A 22,387-nucleotide genomic window follows, 5' to 3' on the forward strand; every position below is an offset into this window, starting at 1 on the left:
CCCCCATTTCCGATTCCGGAGGAGTTTCCCCGATGAACTTCGAGCTGGACGACGTACAGACCCTGGTCCGGGACACGGCCCGCCGGTTCGCCCAGGAAGAGGTGGCCCCGCTCGCCGCCGAGATGGACAAGACCGCCACGTTTCGCATGGAGCTGGTGAAGCAGATGGGCGAGCTCGGGTTCATGGGCGTGGCGATCCCCGAGCAGTACGGCGGCGGCGGCATGGACTACCGGTGCTACTCCATCGTGGTGGAGGAGCTCTCGGCGGTGTGCGCCTCGACCGGCGTGGTGGTGAGCGCCCACTCCAGCCTGTGCTGCGACCCCATCTACCGGTTCGGGACCGAGGAGCAGAAGAAGAAGTACCTGGTGCCCCTGGCCTCGGGCCAGATGCTCGGGTGCCTGGGGCTGACCGAGCCCCAGGCCGGCACCGACGCGGGCGCCGTGCGCACCACGGCCGTGCTCGACGGGGACGAGTGGGTCCTGAACGGCACGAAGATCTTCATCACCAACGGTGGCCAGGCCGGGGTGGCCGTGGTGATCGCCTCCACGGACCGCTCGGCCAAGCACCGGGGCCTGTCGGCGTTCATCGTGCCGGCCGACGCCCCGGGGTACAAGGTGGCCAAGGAGGAGCACAAGCTCGGCATCCGGGCCTCGTCCACGGCCGAGCTGGTGTTCGAGGACTGCCGCATCCCCAAGGAGAACCTGCTGGGCCGGCCCGGCGAGGGGTTCAAGATCGCCATGCAGACCCTGGACGGCGGCCGGATCGGCATCGCCTCGCAGGCCGTGGGCATCGCCCGGGGCGCCATGGAGCAGGCCATCGCCTACGCCAAGGAGCGCCAGCAGTTCGGACAGCCCATCGCCAACTTCCAGGCCATCCAGTGGAAGCTGGCCGACATGGCCACCGAGATCGACGCCGCCCGGCTCCTGACCTGGCGGGCGGCGTGGATGAAGGACCAGGGCTTCAAGAACTACAGCCGCGAGGCGGCCATGGCCAAGCTGTTCGCCTCGGACGTGGCCATGAAGGCCACCCGGGAGGCGGTGCAGGTGTTCGGCGGCTACGGCTACATCGACGAGTACCCGGTGGAGCGGTACTACCGGGACGCCAAGATCACCGAGATCTACGAGGGCACGAGCGAGGTCCAGCGCATGGTCATCTCCCGGGCCCTGCTGAGGGACTGACGGCATCCACCCGACCAAAGGAGGTACGACGATGAAGATCATGGTGCCGGTTCGGCGGGTCCCGAACCCCGACGTGAAGGTCCGGCTCAAGAAGGACGGCACGGGGATCGAGACCGAGGGCGTGAACTTTCTGGTGAACCCCTTCGACGAGTACGCCATCGAGGAGGCGGTCCGGATCACCGAGAAGTCCGGGGGCGAGGTGTTCCTGGTGTCGATCGGCGGCCCCGAGAACGAGGAGACCCTGCGGGCCGGCCTGGCCCTGGGCGCCCACCGGGCCTACCTGGTGGACCTGGGCGGCGAGTGCTACGAGAGCTCGGGCATCGCCGACATCCTGGCCGCCGTGTTCAAGCAGGAGAACCCCGACCTGGTGATCCTGGGTAAGCAGTCGGTGGACACCGACAACAACCAGGCGGCCCAGATGCTGGCGGCCAAGCTGGGCCTGCCCCAGGCCTGCTTCGCCTACAAGGTGGAGCTCCAGGACGGCAAGGCCGTGGTCCAGCGGGAGATCGACGGCGGCCTCGAGGTGAAGGAGGTGGAACTGCCGGCCGTGATCACGGCGGACCTGCGGTTGAACCAGCCCCGGTACGCGAGCCTCCCGGCCATCATGAAGGCCAAGAAGAAAGAGGTGAAGAAGGTCACCCCCGCCGACCTGGGCGCCGAGCCCAAGAACCGGGCCCGCGTGCTGGGGCTCAGCGAGCCGCCGCCGCGCAAGGCCGGGCAGAAGGTCGCGAGCGTGGACGAACTGGTGGACAAGCTGGTCAACGAGGCCAAGGTCCTGTAGGGCCAGGGAGGAGAACCGATGGCGATTCTGTTGATTGCGGAGATGCGCGAAGGGGAGGTCCGGCACGCCACCTTTCCGGCGGTGACGGCGGCCAAGCATCTGGCCGAGCTCCTGGGGACCGAGTTCGACATCGTGCTGTTGGGCAAGGGCGCCCAGGCCTGCGCCGAGCAGCTCAAGGACCTCGGCGCGGCCAACGTGCTGTGGAGCGAGGCCGACGCGGTGGCCGAGTACACGGCCGAGGCCCACGCTCAGGCCGCCGCAGACCTGGTGAACGAGAAGGGCTACACCGCGGTGCTCGCGGCGGCCACCACCACCGGCAAGGACCTGATGCCCCGGCTGGCGGGCCTGCTGGACGCCGGCATGGTGAGCGACGCGATCGGGTTCGAGAAGGGCGACGAGGGCATCGTGTACCTGCGGCCCATGTACGCGGGCAACGCCATCGCCCGGGTGGTGATCGACACGCCGATCCACTGCATGACGGTCCGGGAGACGGCCTTTGACGCGGCCACCCCTGGCGCGGGTTCCGCGGCCGTGGCCGAGGCCCCGGTCAACGTGGACGCCGGCGGCCTGAAGGCCAAGTTCGTGGAGTACCAGCTCACCAAGTCCGAGCGGCCCGAGCTCACCGAGGCCAAGGTGGTGGTGTCGGCCGGCCGGGGCGTGAAGGACGCCGAGGGCGTGAAGCTGATCGAGCAGCTGGCCGACGCCCTGGGCGCGGCCCTGGGCGCCAGCCGGGCCGTGGTGGACGAGGGGCTCCTGCCCAACGACCTGCAGGTGGGCCAGACCGGAAAGATCGTGGCCCCCGACCTGTACATCGCCTGCGGCATCAGCGGCGCCATCCAGCACGTGGCCGGCATGAAGGACGCCAAGGTGATCGTGGCGATCAACAAGGACGAGGAGGCCCCGATCTTCGAGGTGGCCGACTACGGGCTGGTGGATGACCTGTTCAAGGCCGTGCCCAAGCTCATCGAGAAGGTCCAGGCCGCCCGGGCCTCCTGACCCAGCGGAATGAAGCGGGCACCGCAGGGCCCCCAGGGCCCTGCGGTGCCCGCCGTGTGTTCCTGCCGCCCCCGGACAAAGTGACTTGCACCCTTCCATACGCTTAGAAACTAGAGACTAGAGACTAGAGACTAGAGATCTTGGGGGGCGGGATTCGTTGCAAAGGCGTCAAGTTTTTGCGCGGGGGCGCAGTTCCCCAGAGCCGGCTCCCCACGCCTCGACGGTCTGAGGCGGAGCCTCGCTAAAGTTTTGGGGACCTGCGGGCTAGGCGGACGGGCTCTCCAGCAGACCCCATGCCCCCGAGACCGTGAGGTGACGTCAAAGGGGCGCGGTTACGTTTGGAATGCTTGGAGATCTTGGAGGTTTTCGAGCCCTCTAGGGGAAGTCACTGGGAAGCTCCATCAGGCCCCTGCGGGGCCCTACAACGGGGAAGGTAACGTTCCCTGATCCCGGGACCACAGCCGGCGGCGGGGCACGGGGGCTACTTCCGGCCGGGCGCGAAGCCGAGCGTTGAGATTCGCCGCGCAGGCACAGGACACGGGAGTTGGTTTCATCACGGGTGCGTGCAAGGGGTCCCCTTTCGCGGTCCGGGCGCCGGAGGCTCTGCGCGGCGAGCATAGGGGCCGCGCCCGCCTCTCCGGCAGACCCCATGCCCCCCGGCTCCGATGTCGAGGCGACTTTCGACCGACGACCAACGACTGACGACCAACGACCGAAGTTATATGGAAGGAAAGACCATGGTCAATGGGCTCGATTTCGCGTTGATCCTGTTGGCGGTTGCCGTGGCCGCGGGCGGGATCGTGGCCAAGGCGCGTCGGATCGCCTTGGGGCAACCCGAGGCCCGCTCCGGTGACCTGCGGGCCCGGATCGGCGGGGTGTGTCGGGCGGTGCTCCGCCACGATCGGATCCTACGGGACCAACCCGAGGGCCGCCACCACCTGTACCTGTTCTACGCCTTCGTTATCCCCCTGACCGTGATCGTGGTGGTCCAGGTGGCGTTCACCCTGCCGCCGGTGCTGGCGCGGCCCCTGGGCCTCGCCCTGGACCTGGTGGCGGGGTTCGGCCTGTTCGGAACCGTGCGGCTGTACCAGCGCCGGTACGGCGAGCAGCCCGACCGTCTGGACAACCGGCCCGAGGACCGGTGGGCCCTGATCCTGCTCATGACGATCTTCGTCACCGGGTTCCTCACCGAGGCGAGCCGGCTGAGCCTTCTGTCCGGGTTCGAGTACCTGTGGAACCCGATCGGATTCGTCCTGGCCATCCCCCTGCACCTGCTGCCCGAGCCCTGGCGGTTGGTGCTCGTCGAGCTCTTCTGGCGGCTCCACCTCTACCTGGTGCTGTTCACCCTGGCCAGCCTGCCCTACGGAAAGCTGGGCCACATCCCGTTCGGGGTGGCCAACATCTTCCTGCGCAACCTGGGGCCCAAGGGCGCGTTTCGGCCGATCGACATCGAGACCGCCGAGGTGTACGGCGTGGGCCAGGTGGAGCAGTTCACCCGGAAGCAGTTGCTGGACCTGGAGGCCTGCGTTCGGTGCGGCCGGTGCCAGGCCCGGTGCCCGGCCTACAACACGGGCAAGAGCCTGAGCCCCAAGAAGGTCATCCAGGACCTCCGGGCCCACTGGATCGCCAAGGCTCCCTACCTGCGCAAGGGGCAGGGTGACGCGTTCGAGCAGCCCATGATCGAGGGCGGCGGTGTGAGCTACGACGACATCTGGGCCTGCACCACCTGCCGGCACTGCATGGAGACGTGCCCGATGATGATCGAGCACGTGGACAAGATCGTGGACATGCGCCGGTACCTGGTGCTGATGGAAGGCCAGATGCCCCAGGAGCTGGTGACCCTCAACAAGAACCTGGAGAACAACTTCAACCCCTGGGGCGTGGGGTGGTCGGCCCGGAACGACTGGATGACCCGTCGCAAGGTGAGCCCCCGGATCCTCACCGAGGAGGAGAACCCCGAGTTCGAGGTGCTGCTGTGGGTGGGCTGCGCCGGCGCCTACGACGACCGGTACCAGCGGGTGGTGGCGTCGGTGTGCCGGCTGCTCGACCGGGCCGGGGTGTCCTACGGCGTGCTCGGCACCCAGGAGAAGTGCTGCGGCGACCCGGCCCGGGCCTCGGGCAACGAGTACCTGTACCAGACCCTGGTGGCCGAGAACATCGCGGCCATGGACGCCTTGGGCGTGAAGAAGATCCTGGCCACCTGCCCCCACTGCCTGAAGACCCTGTCCAAGGAGTACCCCCAGTTCGGCGGGAACTACGAGGTGGTCCACCACAGCCAGTTCCTGCTGGAGCTGATGACCCAGGGCCGGCTCCGCACCGTGCGGGACCTGCCGGGGCGCCTCACGTTCCACGACTCGTGCTACCTGTCGCGCTACGCCGACATCGTGGCCGAGCCCCGGCGCCTGCTCGGTTCGGTACAGGGGCTGGAGCTTGCCGAGATGCCCCGCTCGGGCACCGAGAACTTCTGCTGCGGCGCCGGCGGCGGCCGGATGTGGATGGAGGAGGAGGGCACCCGGATCAACAACGTGCGGGCCGAGGAGGCCTTGGCCACCGGCGCGGACCTGATCGGCGCGGCCTGCCCGTTCTGCCTGACCATGCTCACCGACGGGGTCAAGGCCCAGAAGAAGGAAGAGGAGGTCCAGGTGCTCGACATCGCCGAGATCCTCGAACGGGTGACTGCCTAGAAGGCCGGGGAGGAGAAGCCATGAAGCGAGCCGTGATCGTTGCCGTGCTTCTGGCCCTCGGCCCCGCGGCCCGGGCCGGGGAGATGGCCCCGGGGTTCCAGCCCCCGGAGAAGAAGATCGAGAAGCCCTACACGAACGACAAGTGCCTGAAGAACTGCCACGGGGTGCCCGGGTTCTCGGCCGGCGGGCCCGACGGGGCCCTGCGCGACCTGTACGTGGATGCCGAGGAGTTCGTGCTCTCCACCCACGGCCAGAAGGGGGTGGAGTGCATCGACTGCCACCGGGACGCGGACCCCAACTTCCACCCCCGCACGGGCTACCCCAAGGTGGACTGCCGGGCGTGCCACGCCAAGACCCCCCCGGCCGACGCCTACCCGCCGGACGCCCTGGCCCGGCTCGAGGCCAAGGGCATCAAGCCGCCGCCCGAGGAGGCCCGAAAGGCCGAGGGGTGGCTCAAGACGAAGCACGGCCAGGCCTTTGCCCGGGGGGACGAGAAGGCCCCGTTCTGCACCGACTGCCACACGGCCCACCGGATCCGCAAGGCCGACGACCCGGCCTCGACCGTGAACCGGGCCAACCTGGCGGCCACCTGCGGCCGGTGCCACGCCGACCGCCTGGAGGCGGGCCGGGCGGGGGTCTGGCTCGCCCGGTTCCGGATCGGGGCCCACGGCAAGGGCGATCTGGCCAACCGCTACGACGTGACCGAGTGCGCCTCGTGCCACCAGGGCGAGGCGGCCCACGGCGAGAGATCGGTCACGGGCCAGGCCTGCCCCACCTGCCACCGGGTGGCCGAGGAGAAGGGCCGAGAGTGGGCCACCCTTCACATCCGGCCCGGCTCCGGCGACCAGCCCCTGGCTTGGGCCCTCTCCTGGCTCTATGAGGCCGGGTTCTGGGCGGCGGTGGCGGGCGGCGTGCTCATCGCGGTGTTCTGGGGTTTCACCAGCCTCTTTCGCCGGGACGACGGCTGAGGCCTTGCGGGAGGAAACGGTCCCATGGCGAAGACCCGATACGGTTTTCTGATCGACCTTCGGCGGTGCATCGGGTGCCGCACCTGCCAGGTGGCCTGCAAGGCCGAGAACGACGTGCCCCTGGGCGTGTACCGCACCTGGGTGAAGGAAGTGGAGAAGGGCGTGTACCCGAAGGTGCGGCGCCACTTCGTGCCGATCCTGTGCAACCAGTGCGAGAAGCCGGCGTGCACCCGGGTGTGCCCCGTGCGGGCCACCTACAGCCTGCCCAACGGCATCGTGTACATCGATCCGCACCGGTGCATCGGGTGCCGGTACTGCATGGCGGCGTGCCCCTACTCGGTGCGGTTCATCCACCCCGAGCGCAAGGTGGCCCAGAAGTGCGACTGGTGTTGGCCGCGGGTGCGCGACGGGTTCGGGCCCCCGGCCTGCGTGGCATCGTGCCCCACCCGGGCCATGGTGTTCGGCGACCTGACCGATCCGGAGAGCGAGATCTCCCGGATCTTGGCTCGGGTGCCCACGGCGGTGCTGAAACCCGAGACCGGAAACGGGCCCATGGTGTTCTACATCGGCCTGGACGACGAGGCGGCCCGGCTGGTGGAAGCCGGCGGGGAGGAGTGATCCATGGACATGAGCCTGCTGTACACCATTCCCCACGCCGTCCCCCCGCGGGAGGCGTTCGGCCTGGCCATCGCCATCTATTTCTACCTGACCGGGCTTTCCGCGGGGTCGTTCATCATCTCCACCCTGGCCTACGGGTTCGGCATGGAGAAGTACAAGCCCCTGGGCAAGGTGGGCGTGGTGCTGGCGACCCTGCTCCTGATCGCGGCGCCGATGTTCCTGCTGCTGCACTCGGGCCGGCCGCTCCGGGCCTGGCACCTGTTCGTGTACCTCAACGGCACCAGCCCCATCTCCTGGGGGTCGTTCCTGCTGACCCTGTACCCGATCAACTGCATCATCTACGGGTTCTTCATGTTCCGGGGCAACGCCAAGCTCACCAAGATCTTCGGCCTGATCGGGATTCCCCTGGCCATCATGGTGCACGGGTACACCGGGTTCATCCTGAGCTTCGCAAAGGCCCACGCCCTGTGGCGCACCAGCATGATGCCGATCCTGTTCCTCACCTCGGCCATGGTGAGCGGGGTGGCCATGATGATCCTGGTCACCATCATCAAGGACCGGTTCTTCGGGAAGGATCGCAAGGTGAACACCGAGGTGGTGTTCGGCCTGGGCAAGATGCTGCTGTGGCTGCTGGTGTTCGACCTGTTCCTGAGCTTCTCCGACCTGAGCGTCCACTACTTCGGCGAGGCCGAGTCCATGGAGGCGGCCCGGTTGCTCCTGACCGGGGCGTTCGCGCCCACCTTCATCGGGGTGGAGACCCTGCTGGGCAAGGTGGTGCCCCTGGTGCTCGTGGCCAACACCCGCACCCGCAACGTGATGGTGTACGGGTTCGCCGCCGTGCTCGTGATGGTGGGGATCTTCGCCATGCGCTGCAACGTGGTGCTCGGCGGCGAGTTCATCCCGTTGTTGTGATGGGGAGGACGCCATGGCAGGTCTGACCCGAAGGCAGTTTCTGGAGTGGGGCGGCGCCGGCGCGGCCGGCCTGGCCCTGGCCGGGCCGGCTGCCGGGGCCCTGCCCGCCCCGGCCCATCGGAGCCTGCGCAAGTTCCGGGACCCGGTGGCCACGGCGTGCACCGCCTGCGGCGGCACCTGCGCCGTTCGGGTGTTCCGGAACGGGGGGCTCCCGGTGCAGGTGCTGCCCAACCCCGAGGCCGGGACCCTGTCCGGCATCTGCCCCCGGGCGTTCGGGGCCCTGGAGTCCTTCTGGGACCCGAACCGCTTGACCCGACCCCTGCGGCGCAAGGGGCGCCGGGGGGCGGGGGAGTTCGAGGAGATCTCGTGGGACGAGGCCGTGGAGGCCGTGGCCCAGACCCTGGCCGAGGCGCCCGACCGGGCCTATGTGGACGTGGGCCGGCCCGACCCCCTGGCCGGTGCGATGCTGGAGCGGCTGGGGGTGACCCGCCGGATCGCGGGGCCCGAGAGCACGGTCTGGAGCGCCCGGGAGGCCCAGCGCCGGGTGTACGGGCTTCCCTTGGCCTCGCCGGACCTGTCGCGGGTGCGCACCCTGGTGCTGGTGGGGGCCCGGCCCTGGGACCAGGGGCCGGCCTTCGGCCGGTGGGCCCAGGGGCTGGCCGAGCTCAGGGCCCGGGGCGGGCGGATCATCAGCCTGGGCTCCTTCGAGGGGGCCACCGGCAGCGTGGCCGACGAGTGGATCCCGATCCGGCCGGGCTCGGAGTGCCTCGTGCTCCTGGGGATCCTTCGGGTGCTCCTGACCCAGGGCGGGTACGAGGCCGAGGGGTTCGTCCAGAGGGTGGGGGTCGAGCCGGAGAAGATCCTCGAGTCCCTGGTGCCCTACTCCGTGGACCTGGTGGAGGCCGCGTCGGGCCTGTCGGCCCTGACCCTGGTGCGACTGGCCCAGGCGTTCCGGGCCGGGGCGCCGTCGCTGTGCTGGGTGGACTCGGCCGGCACCCCCCAGGCCGAGGCCCTGGAGGCCACGGCGGCGGTGCTGAACGCCTCCCAGGGGGACCCCGAGGCGGCCGGCCTGAGGCTGGCCCACCCCCTGGGGTGGGTGCCGGCGTTCGAGCCGACCCTGCCGCGGACCCGGGCCGTGAAAGACCTGCTGGCCGGCAACGAGGGGGCCGGCCTCTACCTGGCCTACCGGGCGAACCCGGTGTACGAGAGCCCTCGGAGCCGTTCGGTGCACCGGGCGTTCGCCGAGGAGGACCGGATCGGGCTGGTGGTGGCGTTCGACACCCACCTCACCGAGACCGCCCAGGTGGCCGACCTGGTGCTGCCGGCGGCGAGCGACCTGGAGCTGTGGAACCTGGTGGGCGGGTACGACGGCGACGGCAAGGCCTGGGTGGCCCTGCAGCAACCGGCGCCCCGGGGCAGGGCCGAGCCCGAGTGGCTGCGGCGGCCCGACACGGCCCCCGACGGCCTGTTCGACGGGCCGAGGAACGGTCCGGTGGGCGAGGCCCGGCAGCTGGGCGACCTGCTGCTGGCGGTGGGCCGCCGGATCGGAGGCGGGCTCGCCGAGGCGTTCCCCTACCCGGACGCGGGGACCTACGTGCGTTACCTGTGCGACACTCTTCCCCCCCTGGCCGCGGACGGCGGGTTCCGGGCCCTGGCCGCCCGGGGCGTGTGGCGGGCCCGCCGGGTCGGGTACCCGTGGGCCGCGACCCACGGGTTCCCCACCCCTTCCCGCACCCTGGAGGTGACCCACCGGCTGAAGCACCGGGTGCCCAGGGATCTGAAGCGGCTGGAGGGCGAGCACTTCGCTCTGGTGGTGGTGCGGCACCCCGAGACGGACCCGGCGTTTCCGCGGTCGGCCCGGGCCGGCGAGCTCCACCCGGAAAATCCGCTGCTCCTTCACCCGGAGGCGGCCGCCGCCCTGGGACTGCACGACGGGGCCGAAGCCGTGGTGCGCACCGAGGTGGGCGAGGCGAGGGTCCGGGTGCAGCTGGTGCGGGGGATCCATCCCCGGGCCGCTGCGCTGGCGTGGGGGTACGGCCATCCGCCCCGGCAGGACGACCGGCCGTGGTGGGCGGTCCACGGGCCCGGGGTGTCGGTGGCCGAGCTGTCTCCGTTCGCCACGGACAGCGAGGGGGCCCAGGCGTGGAAGGCCCTGCGGATCACGGTGGCCCCCGCGTAGTCAGCAACGATCTCTCATTTCGAGAGCGGTTCCGAACAGGGAGAACGAATCATGGGTTGGTGGATCGAGCGAGCCAAGGGCATGAGCCGCGGGGGCTGGGCCGGTTTCCTAGCCGTGGTGGTCCTGGCCGGGGCGGGGCTGTTCGTCGCCGGGGCCCGGTGGGTCAACACCTCCCCGAACCGGTGTGCCACCTGTCACCCGGTGCTGACCGGGCTGTGGAAGCAGAGCCAGGGGCACCCGGCCGACCGGGTCACCTGCTACCAGTGCCACGCCCAGCACGCCGAGCTTCCGGAGTCCCTGAATGTGTTCGGGTACGTGCGCGATCGCCTGATCCCCGAGAAGTACGCCGCCTTCGAGGACCGGGTCGAGGCCCGGTGCGAGGGCTGCCACTCCGACATCCGCACCCGGGAGAAGGAGAACCGCAAGCTGATCCGCATCAACCACAAGGTGCACCTGGCCGACGCCGACCCCCAGGGCCGGCCCCTGGACCTGGGCTGCCTGGACTGCCACCGGTCCATCGCCCACGACAAGGCCGAGGTGCCCACCTGGCGGCCGCGGATGTACGGCTGCTTCACCGGCGACTGCCACCGCAAGGACCGCAACAAGGACAACTGCCGCCGGTGCCACTACCAGCAGCTGACGGAGCCGGGGGCCCAGGTCCTGTAGGGGCGCCGACGCTGTTGACCCGGCGATGAAATAGGCCCCTTGCCCCTCTGGGGGTGCCGGCAACCACCGTGGGGAAAGAGGTTCCTCGCTTTTTGGCTTCTAGCTTTCCAGCTTTCTAGCCTTTGAGCCCCCCAAAACGGGCCTACGGCGCCACGTTTCTTTTGGGGTTGGTTTGACAGTTGACGTAAAGTGCGTTTTGCCCGACCGGGCACGGGGAGAGACCATGGAGTTCGCGCTGACCGAAGAGCAGAAGATGGTCCAGGACATGGTCCGGCGGTTTGCGGAGAACGAGCTCAAGCCCATCGCGGACGAGCTGGACCGGACCGAGCGGTTTCCGACCGAAACCCTGAAGAAGATGGCCGAGCTGGGGCTCATGAGCATGCTGGTCCCGGCCGAAGCCGGGGGCACCGGCATGGGCGCGGTGGCCTACTCCCTGGCGCTCATGGAGATCGCCCGGGGATGCATGAGCCACGCGGTGACCACCTCGGTGACCAACATGGTGTGCGAGGCCATCTACCGGTTCGGCACGCCGGAGCAGCACGCCCGGTACATCCCCAAGATCGCCTCGGGCGAGTACCCGGCCGGGGCGTTCGCCCTGACCGAGCCCAACGCCGGCTCCGACGCCGGGAGCCTGCGGGCCACGGCGGTGCGGGACGGCGACCACTACGTGCTGAACGGCACCAAGGTGTTCATCACCTCGGGCTCCTACGCCGGGGTGGTGATGGTGGCGGCCAAGACCGACCGCGAGGCGGGCAAGCGGGGCATCAGCGTGCTGCTGGTGGAGCAGGGCACCCCGGGCATGAAGGTGGCCCGCAAGGAGGAGAAGATGGGCCAGCGGGCCTCGGACACGGTGCAGCTGGTGTTCGAGGATTGCCGGGTGCCGGTCGAGAACCTGCTCGGAAACGAGGGCGATGGGTTCAAGATCATGCTCGCCAGCCTCGACGGCGGCCGCATCGGCATCGCCTCGAACTCCTGCGGCCTGGCCCAGGCGGCCCTGGAGTCGGCCGCGGCCTATGCCAAGGACCGGCGCCAGTTCGGCCGGCCCATCGCCGACTTCCAGGCGATCGGGTTCAAGCTGGCCGACATGGCCACCCAGCTCGACGCGGCCCGCCTGCTCACGCTGCGGGCGGCCCAGCTGAAGGAGCAGGGCCGGCCCTACACCCAGGAGGCCAGCATGGCCAAGGTGTACGCCACCGAGATGGCCCAGCGGGCGGCCCGCGAGGCCATTCAGATCCACGGCGGGTACGGGTACGTGCGGGAGTACCCGGTGGAGCGCTACCTGCGGGACGCCATGGCCCTGACCCTGTACGAGGGCACCAGCGAGATCCAACGCCTCGTGATCTCGAGGCAGCTCCTGGCGTAGCTTTCGAGCCTTCCAGCTTTCCAGCCTTCCCAAGGAGGTTTCGGCGATGGCAGACAACCAGAACCTGGAGGCGATCCGAAAAGAGAACGAGCGGTGGGCCCGGAAGGTGGCCGAGGCCACGGCCCGCTGGCCCGAGCGGCAGGAGGAGTTCCGCAGCCTCTCCGAGATCCCGATCCAGCGGCTGTACACCCCGGCCGACGTTCCGGAGCTGGAGTACCTGAAGGATCTGGGCTACCCGGGCGAGTACCCGTTCACCCGGGGGGTCCAGACCACCATGTACCGGGGCCGGCTGTGGACCATGCGCCAGTTCTCCGGCTTCGGCACGGCCGAGGAGACGAACCAGCGCTACAAGTTCCTGCTGGAGAACGGCCAGACGGGGCTGTCGGTGGCGTTCCACTACCCCACCCTCAAGGGGGTCAACTCCGACCATCCCCTGGCCCGGGGCGAGGTGGGCAAGTGCGGGGTGGCCATCGACAGCCTCCGGGACATGGAGATCCTCTTCGACGGCATCCCCCTGGACCAGGTGACCACCTCCATGACCATCAACCACCCGGCCCCCGTGCTCCTGGCCATGTACCTGGTGGTGGCCGAGAAGCAGGGGGTGGGCTGGGACAAGGTGGGCGGCACGGTGCAGAACGACCCCCTGAAGGAGTTTTTCGCCCAGAAGTCGTTCATCTGGCCGCCCCGGGAGAGCGTGCGGCTCCTGGTGGACACCATGGAGTTCTGCATGAAGCACGTGCCCAAGTGGCACCCGGTGTCCATCTCGGGCTACCACATCCGCGAGGCCGGCAGCACGGCCCAGCAGGAGCTGGCGTTCACCCTCGCCGACGGCATCGCCTACGTGCAGGCCGCGGTGGAGCGTGGGCTCGATGTGAACGCGTTCGGGCCGATGCTCAGCTTCTTCTTCGACGCCCACATGGACTTCTTCGAGGAGATCGCCAAGTTCCGGGCGGCCCGGCGCATGTGGGCCCGGATCATGAAGGAGCGGTTCGGCGCCACGAACCCCAAGGCCCTGTGGCTGCGGTTCCACACCCAGACCGCGGGCGTCAGCCTCACGGCCCAGCAGCCCCTGAACAACATCGTGCGCACCGCGTTCGAGGCCCTGTCCGCCGTGCTGGGTGGCACCCAGAGCCTGCACACCAACTCGTTCGACGAGGCCGAGGCCCTGCCCACCGAGGAGGCGGTGACCGTGGCCCTCAGGACCCAGCAGATCATCGCCCACGAGACCGGGGCCGCGAACACGGTGGACCCGTTGGCCGGGTCGTACTTCGTGGAGGCCCTCACCAACGAGATGGAGCGCCAGGCCGAGGAGTACATCCGCAAGATCGACGACCTGGGCGGCATGATCACGGCGGTGGAGCAGGGCTACCCCCAGGACGAGATCATGCGGGCCTCCATGGAGTTCCAGAAGGCCGTGGAGGAGGGCCGGAAGGTGATCGTGGGGGTCAACAAGTACCAGATGGGCGAGGAGAAGCCGATCCCGATCCTCAAGATCGACGACGCGGTGGAGCGGGCCCAGATCGCCCGCATCGAGGACACCAAGCGCAACCGCGACAACGCCAAGGTGGAGCGGTGCCTCCAGGAGATCCGCGACACCGCCCGGGCCGGGGACAACCTGCTCTACCCCATCCTCGAGGCCGTGCGCGAGTATGCCCTGCTGGGCGAGATCTGCGACGCCCTGGTGGACGTGTTCGGCGCCTACGAGGACCCGGCGGTCTTCTGACCGCGGCCGGAACATTCCGGGCCCCGGCAGGCCCGTTTCAGGAGGACACAGCGATGAAACAGAAAAAGGTGCGGGTGCTCATTGCCAAGCCGGGCCTCGACGGCCACGACCGGGGGGCCAAGGTGGTGGCCCGGTTCCTTCAGGAGAACGGCTACGAGGTGATCTACACGGGGCTGCACCAGAGCCCCGAGCAGATCGTGAACGCGGCCCTCCAGGAGGCGGTGGATGCCATCGGCATCTCGGTGCTGTCGGGGTCCCACAACTACGTGTTCCCCGAGGTGATGAAGCTCCTGAAGGAGCGGGGCATGGACGACGTGGTGGTGTTCGGCGGGGGCACCATCCCCGAGGAGGACATCCCGCCGCTCCTGGCCACCGGCGTGAAGGCCCTGTTCCGGCCCGGCACCCCGTTGGAGGAGGTGCTCGAGTTCATGAAGGAGAACGTGGGGTGACCCGCCCGCGGAGGCCGTCGCGATGAACTACGTCGAAGAGGCCCTTCGGGGCAACCAGCTGGCCGGGGCCCGGCTCATCCGGCTCCTGGAGGAGGGGGACCCCCAGGGGATCGAGTACCTGAAGGCCCTGTACCCCCACACCGGTCGGGCGTTCATCCTGGGCATGACGGGCCCCCCGGGGGCGGGCAAGTCCACCCTGGTAGACCGGATCATCACCGAGTTTCGGCGCCGGGACCTCAAGGTGGGGGTGGTGGCCGTGGACCCGTCGAGCCCGTTCAGCGGGGGCGCGATCCTGGGGGACCGGGTGCGCATGCAGCGCCACGCCACCGACCCCGGGGTGTTCGTGCGGTCCATGGCCACCCGGGGGCACCTGGGGGGCTTGAGCCGGGCCACGGGCGAGGCCGTGCTGGTGCTGGACGCCATGGGCTACGACGTGATCCTGATCGAGACCGTGGGCGTGGGCCAGGACGAGGTGGAGATCGTGGACATGGCCCACACCACCGCCGTGGTGTGCCTGCCGGGCATGGGCGACGACATCCAGGCCATGAAGGCCGGCATCCTGGAGATCGGGGACCTGTTCATCGTGAACAAGGCCGACCGGCCGGGCGCCGACGAGGTGGTCAAGCAGCTCCAGGTCATGCTCGAGATGCGCACGGCCCACGACCAAGACGCCTGGCGTCCCCCGGTGCTCAAGACCGTGGCGGTCCGGAACGAGGGCATCGCCGAGGTGGTGGACGCCTTCTACGCCCACCGGGACCACCAGGAACGCACAGGGGTTCTGGCGGAGCGCAAGGCCAAGCGCCAGATGCACTTCTTCCGGGAGCTGGTCAAGGAGATGGCGGCCGAGCGGATCTTCGGGGCTGCGGAGGGTTCGGCCGACTACGCCCGCATGCTCGAGGACCTCACGGCCCGACGGCTCGACCCCTACACCGCTGCCGAGACCCTGCTGGACCAGACCCTGGGCGGGGGGAATCCCCGGTAGCCGCAGAGCCTTTTTGACTCCGGGTCTGCGCTCCTGGTAGAAGGGGGCGACACCCGTCGACCCGGCGCGGGTGGGGAGGTGGAGCGTGCAGGCCCTGGAGCAGCAGGTGCTGCGGGTGGACGCCGCGGGGGTCCCCCTGGAGTGGGTGGACTACCAGGAGGCGGTGCGGCTGTACTACCTGGGGCGGGTGGTGTACTCGCTGGGCCGCACCGTGTACCGGGTGCGGGGCGGGGTGAACGCCCGAACCGGAAGGCGTACGGTCATCGCCGTGCAGGCGATCGTGGCCACCGCCTCGGACCGCCGTGCCATCAAGAAGGCCCTGGCCCGGTGCACCCCCCCGCTGTCGAACGCCACCCTGTTCCGCCGGGACGCGTACCTGTGCCTGTACTGCGGCAGGCGCTTCCGCCGGAGGGATCTCTCCCGGGACCACGTGACCCCCCTGAGCCGGGGCGGCACCGACACCTGGAACAACGTGGTCACCGCCTGCAAACGCTGCAACCACCGCAAGTCGGGCCGCACACCCGAGGAGGCGGGCATGCAGCTCCTGGCCGTGCCGTTCACCCCCAGCCACGCCGAGTACATCTACCTGCAGGGCCGGCGGGTGCTGGCCGACCAGATGGAGTTCCTCCTGGGTCACATCCCCCCCACGAGCCCGTTCCACCAACGGCTCCGGTGGTACCGCCACTGAGCCTCCGCCTCAGCACCCCTGCCCTCCCGCGCGGCGGATGGCTGCGGAACGGTCGCGGGGGAGCACCACCACGAACCGGGCTCCTCCCTGGGGAGGAGACTCCACCCGGATCTCTCCGCCGTGGTGGTTCACGACGATGTCGTAGGAGAGGTTCAGGCCGAGCCCCGTGCCCTCCCCCGGCGGCTTGGTGGTGAAGAACGGATCGAACAGCCGGTCCACGACCTCGGGTGGAATGCCGGGGCCGTCGTCGGTCACTTCGCAGTACACGTTCTCGTCGTCCGCATAGGTTCGCACCGTGATCCGGCCGGGGGCGGCCCGGTCCTGGGAGGCGATGGCCTGGGCCGCGTTCACCACGAGGTTCAGGAGGACCTGGTTGATCTCGTTGCCGATGGCGTCGATCTCCGGCACGGGGCCCAGCGCGGTCTCCGCCTCGGCCACGTACTTGTACGCATTGCGGGCCACCACCAGCGTGCTGCGGACCCCCTCGTTGAGATCGTAGGGGGCGTGCTCCAGGGCGTCGATCCGGGAGAAGCTGCGCAGGTTCTGCACGATGGAGCGGATCCGCTCGAACCCGTCGGCACACTCGGTGAAGATGTCGGCCATGTCGGACAGTAGGTACCCCACTTCGTGCTCCTGCTCCAGGGCCTCCAGGCGCTCGGCCCAGCCTCCGCTCCCCGCCTCGGCCCGTACCGCTTCCAGGAACGCCTCCAGGTCCCGGGCGTAGCCCCGCAAGGTGTTGAAGTTGCTGGTGACGAATCCGAGGGGGTTGTTGATCTCGTGGGCCACGCCGGCGGCCAGCTGGCCGATGGAGGCGAGCTTGGCCTGCTGGACCAGCTTGGCCTGGGTCTGCTGGAGCTCGGCGTGGGCGTGCTCGAGGGCGGCCAGGGTCTCGCGCAGCTCCCGGGTGCGCTCTTCCACCCGAATCTCCAGCTCGTCGCGGGCTCGGCGGAGGGCCTCGTCGGCCCGGGCGCGGCGGATCAGGGCCGCCAGGGCGCTCCCCAACCCCTCCAGGAACGCGGTCTCCTCGGCCTCGGCCCGTGGGGTTCCCTCACGGGCGTACAGGCACATCACGCCGATGGTGTCGTCGCCGTCGCGGATCGGCACGATGAAGTGCCCGTGGAGGTGCGGCGACGGCAGATGATCCGGTTCGGCCGAGCTCGCGCACACGACCCGGCCGTTCTGGGCGGCCAACCCGCACAGGCAGTCCCCGACCCGTACCGTGGCGCACCGCTCCTCGATCTCGGGGGCGAGGCCTTGCGCGGTCACCCGCCGGAGGATGTCTCCCTCCCGGAGGAACACGGCTCCGGCCGGCCGCAGTTCCATCCATGGGCTCTCCAGAACGATCCCCAAGGCCCGGGCGAGTTGCCCCTCGAGCGGCCCTCCCTCGAACGAGATCCGAAGCAGCCGGTTGATGGTCTGCTGGGCCTGGTGGGCTCGCACGCGCTCGCGTTCGGCGCGGGTGCGGGCCTCGATCTCGGCGTCGCGCTGGGCCAGGGCCTGGATCAGCTCCTCGGCGTGGCGCCGGAGCTCGGCGGCCCGGGCCCGGTAATGGTTAATCCGCCGCTGGAGCTGGGCCGGCGCGAGGCCCAGGTCGGCCAAGACCCTGGAGTACACCCGGGTCAGTTCCTGGCGCTCAGTCCCACTCAAAATCCTGGCCGCCTTGACCACCTGGTGGGCCGTGGCCGCCCCCACGCCTCCGGCCAGCACGTTCTCCGCCTCGGCCACGAGCCCCGCGAGCCGGGCGAGGGGAGCGCTCTCGCGGCCCACGAGCCCGGCCCGCACCAGACACCGGGCTGCCAGGTCCCGCGCCTGGGTTTCCCCGAAGTACTTGCGGAACAGGATTTCGATCCGCTCGCGCTTGGCCTCCACGGACACCACCGGGCCCTCCTCCAGCCCGTCCTCCCACGGGGTGCCGGGTTCCTCGTCGGATACGAAGTCCTCCACCACGGAGAGCGTCGACGGGCTCGGCGGAGCGAGCAGGGACCCGAGCACCAACCCCCCCAGGTTGGTCACCAGGGTCCAGAACGCGGCATGGGTGTATACGTCGGGAAACGCGATGCCGGCCAGGGCTTCGGGGGCCCAGACCCCCCCGGCTGTCGCGGCCATCCAGGCCTCTGCCGGTGCCCACCCGCTCCGGGCCAGGGCCGGGAGGAGGAGGGTGTATGCCCACACCCCGTACCCCGCGGCGAGCCCGGCCAGGGCGCCGGTCCGCGACGCCCCCCGCCACAGGAGCCCCACCACCCCCGGCACGGCGAACTGCAGGACCGCCACGAACGAGATCATGCCGATGTTGACCAGCATGTACGACCCGGCCAGGTGGGCCTGGACCCAGTACCCGAACAACACCACCCCCACGATGGCGACCCGCCGGCAGGTGAGCAGGTGCTCCCTCAGAAACCCCAACCCCGGCACGAACCCGGCGGCGGGTACCAGGAGGTGGTTCGTGGCCATGGTGGCCAGGGCCACGGAGCTCACCATGATCATGCCGGCTGCCGCCGAGAATCCTCCGACGGCCACGACCAGGGACAATGCCGGGCCCGCGTGGGCCAGGGGAAGGGTGAGCACGAAGGTGTCCGCCTGGCCGGCCGGGTAACCCAAGGCACGGCCCGCCAACGCGATGGGGATCACGAACAGGTTGATGAGGAGCATGTACAGGGGAAAGATCCAGGCGGCCCTGCGTACGTGGCCCGGCTCGGCCGCCTCCACCACGGCCACCTGGAACTGGCGAGGAAGGAACCAACCCGCAGCCGCGGCCAGCAGGATGTAGGCGGCCCACGAGGGGTAGGACGGTTCGGCCAGTACCTCCAACGCGCCGCTCCTTCGGGCCTGGAGGAGCAGGTCCGACAAGCCGTCGAACAGACCGAAGGTCACGAAGACGCCAGCGGTCAGGAACGCCACGAGCTTCACCAGGCACTCCACGGACACGGCCGCCACAAGCCCCGGGTGGCGCTCCGTCGCGTCCAGGTGCCGGGCTCCGAACAGGATCGAGAACAGGCACAGGACGATCACCGTCAATGGGGCCACGTGGTGCTCCACGCCGGCTGCCGCCTCGGCCGTGAGCAGACGGAACGTGGTGAGCACGGCCTTGAGCTGGAGGGCGATGTAGGGCGCGATCCCGAGCAGAGCGGCCACGGTCACCGTAGCCGCCACCGCCGGGGACTTTCCGTACCGAACGGCCAGGAAGTCCGCCACCGTGGTGATGCGGTGCCGTTGCTTGAGCCGGACCATCCGGTGCAGCAGGAGCCACCCGGCACCGAAGGCGAGGGTCGGCCCGAGGTAGATGGGTAGGAACAGGAGCCCCGAGGTGGCCGCCTTGCCCACGCTTCCGTAGAAGGTCCAGCTGGTGCAATAGACGGCCAGCGACAGGGCGTAGACGTGCGGGCTGTGGGCGAACCGCCGGCCCCAGGGGCCTCCCCGCTCCACCAGGACGGCCAGGAGGAACAACCCGGCCATGTAGGCCACGAACACGAGAAGGATCGAGCCGGGGCTAAACATCGGCTCCTCCGCCCCGGCTCCGGCTTCCCCGGCCGGCCGCGGCCCAAGCCGCCAGCAGGACGAACGCGGCCCAGACCCCGAACAGGTACGCCACCGCCGCCACGGGACCCCAGCGAAACGCCGCCCTGAGCAGGGGCGCGTTCCATAGCAGGACGAACACGGCCGCCAGCAACCCGAGCCGGTCGCGGATCCGTGTGGGGGATGCTGCGGGATCCATGGCCTGTCTCCACCGCCGTCGTGGTTTCATACCCCCGATTCGATCCATCGGCCCGTCGGAGGGAAATCTTGATCCGTTGGGGGGCGAGCGCCGAGCTGCCGGCGAAGGACCGTGGGGTCCGCCGTTGACAGCGGTGGCCCCCCGTGGATACATGAAATACCGATGTGGTTCTCGCGTCCCTACCGAGTCGCTGCTGGGATGGCCCCTGCCGAGGACGGCGAGTCGTTGAGGGGCGTACCCGGATCGTCCTTGCGTCGGCGGAGAGGGGCTTCGCTGACGAGAACCGATGGGTTTGCGGAGGGGCCGGGTGTCAACGGCGTACTCGTTGCGTCGAGAAGGGAGGAGAGACCATGGGAATTCTCGCCGAGGCCGCATCTCTGGTGGAGGATCGGTTGGGTCCGGCCGGCCGGGGCCTGCGGGTGGAGCGCGTGGTGGTGGGGCTTTTCTTCACCGGGGTGAAACTCTCGGACGGGTCGGGCGGGGTGTGCTACACCCCCGTGAAGGAGATCCCCCAGGCCGTGTGCTGCCCCACGTCGGCGGGACGCACCTTCGATCCGGTGGGCGTCCGGGGCACGGGGGTCTGGGAGGTGCTCGAGGCCCTGGACTCCCGGGAGCCGATCAAGACGGCCGTGGCCGTCGCCACCCTGAACGCCTTGAGCGCGAGCTGGTGGGCCCGGGCCTCCAGCCTCCCCTACACCATCGAGACCGGCAGGGACGCCCAGGAGGTGATCCGCATGCCTGCCGGGGCCTCGGTGGCCCTGGTGGGCGCGTTCGTGCCGGTGCTGCGGCGCCTCAAACAGCGGGGCGGGACCTGGTGGGTCGTGGAGCAGGATCCCCGCACCCTGAAGCCCGACGAGCTACCCCACTATGTGCCGGCCGCCGACGCCCGCGACGTGCTCGCCCGGGCGGACGTGCTGGTGGTGACCGGGGTGACCCTGGTGAACCACACCCTGGAGGAGATCCTGGCGGTTGCCCGGCCCGGGGTCGAGATCGCGGTCATGGGGCCCACGGCCAGCATGGTGCCCGACCCCCTCTTCGAGCGGGGGGTGCGCGTGGTGGGCGGCGTCTGGGTCCGCAGGACCGACGAGCTCCTCGACGTTCTGGCCGCGGGCGGCTCCGGATACCACTTCTTCGACACCCTGGCGGACCGCATCGTGATCCAGCGGCCGGCCTGACCCCTGCCGCTCACCCCACCAGGTCCTTGAGCCACCCGAAGGCCACGAAGGCCCTGCCTGCGCCTCCCAGGTCGGAAAAGCTGCAGGCTCACGAGCGCTTTTTCATCCTTTCGGGTGATTCACTTCCATCTATGCTGTGTTAAAGATTGGCGCAGACTTGGGTACAGCCTTGTGCCCAGGAAGGCCCCCCTTGCTCATCTCCCTTGGGTTCGGAGGACCGAGATGCGCCCATCCCCCTCCCCACGTTGCGTCTTCCCCGTCCTCCTGCCCCTCCTGATCACGGCCTTCCTCCCTGTCTCGGTGCTGAGCGCTGCCGGTGCGACGGACGGGTACGGGTTGCTTGGGTTCCCGGAAACCAGGGGGCCGACCGTCTTGCGCCAGGGCCCAAAGCGTGGGGGTTCGGAGGCGCTCGGTCCGGCCTTCGGAACGGAGCACGAGGGGTGGGGGTACCCCCGCACCGTTCCGTTCCCCGATGGGGATGAACCATGCCGGCAGGGAGGGTGGCGAGGAGGGAGCGCCCCGCGCAGGGTGCCAGGAACCGGAAGAGCTTGGTTGGCACCGATGCAGAGGTGGTGGGTAAACGGTTTCCTACCGGATCGCTTTTTACGACCGAGGTGCAGGAGGCGAGCGCCATCTCGATGCCGGCGCAAGCCCGGGCGACGGGGGAGGCCCTCGTGCGCAAGGGGCTGCCACAAGGCCCACCCCAAGGCCGAGGAGGTGTGCGGCAACGGCATCGACGACGACTGCGACGGGCTCGTGGACGAGGGGTGCTTGGTGGGGCTTTCCGTGGCCCCACCTACGGCGGTTCTCGGGGTCCTGGGAGAGACCTTGCGGCTTGCGGTCACGGGCCACTACGTGGGTGGGGAGGATCGGGACCTCACCGCTTCGGCGGAAGGCACGACGTACCGGTCCGACGTGCCGACGGTGGCCGAGGTGAGTTCCGAGGGCATGGTCACGGCGGTGGGGGAAGGAACCGCCACGATCACGGCTTTCAACTCCGGCCTCACCGCCTCGACCGTGATCACCGTGCGATGGGACGAAGACGGCGACGGCGTGGCGGACGCTGCGGATCTTTGCCCGGGGACGCCTCCCGGCGCCGGGGTGGACCCCATAGGCTGCGCGAGCACCCAGGGGACCGACAGCGACGGGGACGGCGTATCGAACCACGTGGAGCACCGCGTGGGCACGGATCCCTTGGACCCCTCCGATGTTCCGGTGGTGCGGGTGAGGTACGGGTACGACGGGCGGGGGCAGATGGTTGAGGCGGAGGCGTTCGTGGGGCGAGGCCCCTGAGGGAGCCCTGTGGCTGAGAA

18 protein-coding genes are annotated in these 22,387 nt (G+C 69.7%); 16 read left to right on the forward strand and 2 right to left on the reverse strand.

Annotation, left to right across the window (positions count from 1 at the left end; all coding sequences use genetic code 11):
- Positions 1-32: 32 nt before the first annotated feature.
- The 14 genes from DEFCA_RS0116945 (at position 33) to DEFCA_RS0117010 (ending at position 16,187) form a co-directional block, all read left to right on the forward strand.
- Positions 33-1,178, forward strand: a complete 1,146-nt coding sequence (locus DEFCA_RS0116945) for an acyl-CoA dehydrogenase (protein ID WP_025324192.1) — start codon at positions 33-35, stop codon at positions 1,176-1,178.
- 31 nt (positions 1,179-1,209) lie between these two features.
- Positions 1,210-1,959: an electron transfer flavoprotein subunit beta/FixA family protein gene (locus tag DEFCA_RS0116950; RefSeq protein ID WP_025324193.1), complete on the forward strand. Its 750-nt coding sequence runs from the start codon at positions 1,210-1,212 to the stop codon at positions 1,957-1,959.
- A gap of 18 nt (positions 1,960-1,977) precedes the next feature.
- On the forward strand, positions 1,978-2,955 hold the full coding sequence (locus DEFCA_RS0116955; protein ID WP_025324194.1) for an electron transfer flavoprotein subunit alpha/FixB family protein: 978 nt from the start codon (positions 1,978-1,980) through the stop codon (positions 2,953-2,955).
- A gap of 722 nt (positions 2,956-3,677) precedes the next feature.
- Positions 3,678-5,639 carry a heterodisulfide reductase-related iron-sulfur binding cluster gene (locus DEFCA_RS0116960; protein ID WP_169709634.1) on the forward strand — a complete coding sequence of 654 codons (1,962 nt, stop codon included), beginning with the start codon at positions 3,678-3,680 and terminating at the stop codon, positions 5,637-5,639.
- Positions 5,640-5,659: 20 nt separating this feature from the next.
- Positions 5,660-6,607 (forward strand): cytochrome c3 family protein, encoded by a 948-nt coding sequence (locus DEFCA_RS0116965; RefSeq protein ID WP_025324196.1) that lies wholly within the window; start codon positions 5,660-5,662, stop codon positions 6,605-6,607.
- Positions 6,608-6,631: 24 nt separating this feature from the next.
- Positions 6,632-7,225: a 4Fe-4S dicluster domain-containing protein gene (locus DEFCA_RS0116970; protein ID WP_025324197.1), complete on the forward strand. Its 594-nt coding sequence runs from the start codon at positions 6,632-6,634 to the stop codon at positions 7,223-7,225.
- Positions 7,226-7,228: 3 nt separating this feature from the next.
- Positions 7,229-8,137 (forward strand): NrfD/PsrC family molybdoenzyme membrane anchor subunit, encoded by a 909-nt coding sequence (nrfD, locus tag DEFCA_RS0116975; protein WP_025324198.1) that lies wholly within the window; start codon positions 7,229-7,231, stop codon positions 8,135-8,137.
- A gap of 13 nt (positions 8,138-8,150) precedes the next feature.
- On the forward strand, positions 8,151-10,316 hold the full coding sequence (locus DEFCA_RS0116980; protein WP_025324199.1) for a molybdopterin-containing oxidoreductase family protein: 2,166 nt from the start codon (positions 8,151-8,153) through the stop codon (positions 10,314-10,316).
- A 51-nt stretch (positions 10,317-10,367) separates the two neighbouring features.
- On the forward strand, positions 10,368-10,982 hold the full coding sequence (locus DEFCA_RS0116985) for a NapC/NirT family cytochrome c (protein ID WP_025324200.1): 615 nt from the start codon (positions 10,368-10,370) through the stop codon (positions 10,980-10,982).
- Positions 10,983-11,205: 223 nt separating this feature from the next.
- Positions 11,206-12,345, forward strand: coding sequence for an acyl-CoA dehydrogenase family protein (locus tag DEFCA_RS0116990; protein WP_025324201.1), 1,140 nt, complete (start codon positions 11,206-11,208; stop codon positions 12,343-12,345).
- Positions 12,346-12,391: 46 nt separating this feature from the next.
- The gene (locus tag DEFCA_RS0116995; protein ID WP_025324202.1) at positions 12,392-14,068 is read left to right on the forward strand and encodes an acyl-CoA mutase large subunit family protein; all 1,677 of its coding nucleotides are present in this window, start codon (positions 12,392-12,394) and stop codon (positions 14,066-14,068) included.
- A 53-nt stretch (positions 14,069-14,121) separates the two neighbouring features.
- Positions 14,122-14,517, forward strand: coding sequence for a cobalamin B12-binding domain-containing protein (locus DEFCA_RS0117000; RefSeq protein ID WP_025324203.1), 396 nt, complete (start codon positions 14,122-14,124; stop codon positions 14,515-14,517).
- Between the two features lie 22 nt (positions 14,518-14,539).
- Positions 14,540-15,499, forward strand: a complete 960-nt coding sequence (meaB, locus tag DEFCA_RS0117005; RefSeq protein WP_025324204.1) for a methylmalonyl Co-A mutase-associated GTPase MeaB — start codon at positions 14,540-14,542, stop codon at positions 15,497-15,499.
- 85 nt (positions 15,500-15,584) lie between these two features.
- Positions 15,585-16,187, forward strand: a complete 603-nt coding sequence (locus tag DEFCA_RS0117010; RefSeq protein WP_025324205.1) for an HNH endonuclease — start codon at positions 15,585-15,587, stop codon at positions 16,185-16,187.
- A 9-nt stretch (positions 16,188-16,196) separates the two neighbouring features.
- Here the strand turns inward: DEFCA_RS0117010 and DEFCA_RS21040 are convergent, their stop codons facing one another.
- Positions 16,197-19,682, reverse strand: coding sequence for an ATP-binding protein (locus tag DEFCA_RS21040; protein ID WP_025324206.1), 3,486 nt, complete (start codon positions 19,680-19,682; stop codon positions 16,197-16,199).
- Positions 19,675-19,899 carry a hypothetical protein gene (locus tag DEFCA_RS0117020; protein ID WP_025324207.1) on the reverse strand — a complete coding sequence of 75 codons (225 nt, stop codon included), beginning with the start codon at positions 19,897-19,899 and terminating at the stop codon, positions 19,675-19,677. The genes DEFCA_RS21040 and DEFCA_RS0117020 overlap by 8 nt, the downstream gene beginning before the upstream one ends.
- Positions 19,900-20,249: 350 nt before the next feature.
- Here DEFCA_RS0117020 and DEFCA_RS0117025 point away from each other — a divergent pair, with 350 nt between their 5' ends.
- Together DEFCA_RS0117025 and DEFCA_RS22490 are read left to right on the forward strand one after the other, a co-directional pair.
- Positions 20,250-21,074 (forward strand): Rossmann-like domain-containing protein, encoded by an 825-nt coding sequence (locus DEFCA_RS0117025; protein ID WP_025324208.1) that lies wholly within the window; start codon positions 20,250-20,252, stop codon positions 21,072-21,074.
- 561 nt (positions 21,075-21,635) lie between these two features.
- A complete protein-coding gene (locus DEFCA_RS22490; RefSeq protein WP_281173794.1) occupies positions 21,636-22,367 on the forward strand; it encodes a MopE-related protein in 732 nt (243 codons plus the stop codon).
- The last annotated feature ends 20 nt before the right edge of the window (positions 22,368-22,387 follow it).

It is taken from the genome of Deferrisoma camini S3R1 (assembly GCF_000526155.1).
Lineage (GTDB): Bacteria > Desulfobacterota > Deferrisomatia > Deferrisomatales > Deferrisomataceae > Deferrisoma > Deferrisoma camini.

Coding starts and splice junctions, on each gene's coding strand:
- DEFCA_RS0116945 (WP_025324192.1), top strand. CDS start 33: ATGAACTTCGAGCTGGACGACGTACAGACCCTGGTCCGGGACACGGCC.
- DEFCA_RS0116950 (WP_025324193.1), top strand. CDS start 1,210: ATGAAGATCATGGTGCCGGTTCGGCGGGTCCCGAACCCCGACGTGAAG.
- DEFCA_RS0116955 (WP_025324194.1), top strand. CDS start 1,978: ATGGCGATTCTGTTGATTGCGGAGATGCGCGAAGGGGAGGTCCGGCAC.
- DEFCA_RS0116960 (WP_169709634.1), top strand. CDS start 3,678: ATGGAAGGAAAGACCATGGTCAATGGGCTCGATTTCGCGTTGATCCTG.
- DEFCA_RS0116965 (WP_025324196.1), top strand. CDS start 5,660: ATGAAGCGAGCCGTGATCGTTGCCGTGCTTCTGGCCCTCGGCCCCGCG.
- DEFCA_RS0116970 (WP_025324197.1), top strand. CDS start 6,632: ATGGCGAAGACCCGATACGGTTTTCTGATCGACCTTCGGCGGTGCATC.
- nrfD (WP_025324198.1), top strand. CDS start 7,229: ATGGACATGAGCCTGCTGTACACCATTCCCCACGCCGTCCCCCCGCGG.
- DEFCA_RS0116980 (WP_025324199.1), top strand. CDS start 8,151: ATGGCAGGTCTGACCCGAAGGCAGTTTCTGGAGTGGGGCGGCGCCGGC.
- DEFCA_RS0116985 (WP_025324200.1), top strand. CDS start 10,368: ATGGGTTGGTGGATCGAGCGAGCCAAGGGCATGAGCCGCGGGGGCTGG.
- DEFCA_RS0116990 (WP_025324201.1), top strand. CDS start 11,206: ATGGAGTTCGCGCTGACCGAAGAGCAGAAGATGGTCCAGGACATGGTC.
- DEFCA_RS0116995 (WP_025324202.1), top strand. CDS start 12,392: ATGGCAGACAACCAGAACCTGGAGGCGATCCGAAAAGAGAACGAGCGG.
- DEFCA_RS0117000 (WP_025324203.1), top strand. CDS start 14,122: ATGAAACAGAAAAAGGTGCGGGTGCTCATTGCCAAGCCGGGCCTCGAC.
- meaB (WP_025324204.1), top strand. CDS start 14,540: ATGAACTACGTCGAAGAGGCCCTTCGGGGCAACCAGCTGGCCGGGGCC.
- DEFCA_RS21040 (WP_025324206.1), bottom strand. CDS start 19,682: ATGTTTAGCCCCGGCTCGATCCTTCTCGTGTTCGTGGCCTACATGGCC.
- DEFCA_RS0117020 (WP_025324207.1), bottom strand. CDS start 19,899: ATGGATCCCGCAGCATCCCCCACACGGATCCGCGACCGGCTCGGGTTG.
- DEFCA_RS0117025 (WP_025324208.1), top strand. CDS start 20,250: ATGGGAATTCTCGCCGAGGCCGCATCTCTGGTGGAGGATCGGTTGGGT.
- DEFCA_RS22490 (WP_281173794.1), top strand. CDS start 21,636: ATGCAGAGGTGGTGGGTAAACGGTTTCCTACCGGATCGCTTTTTACGA.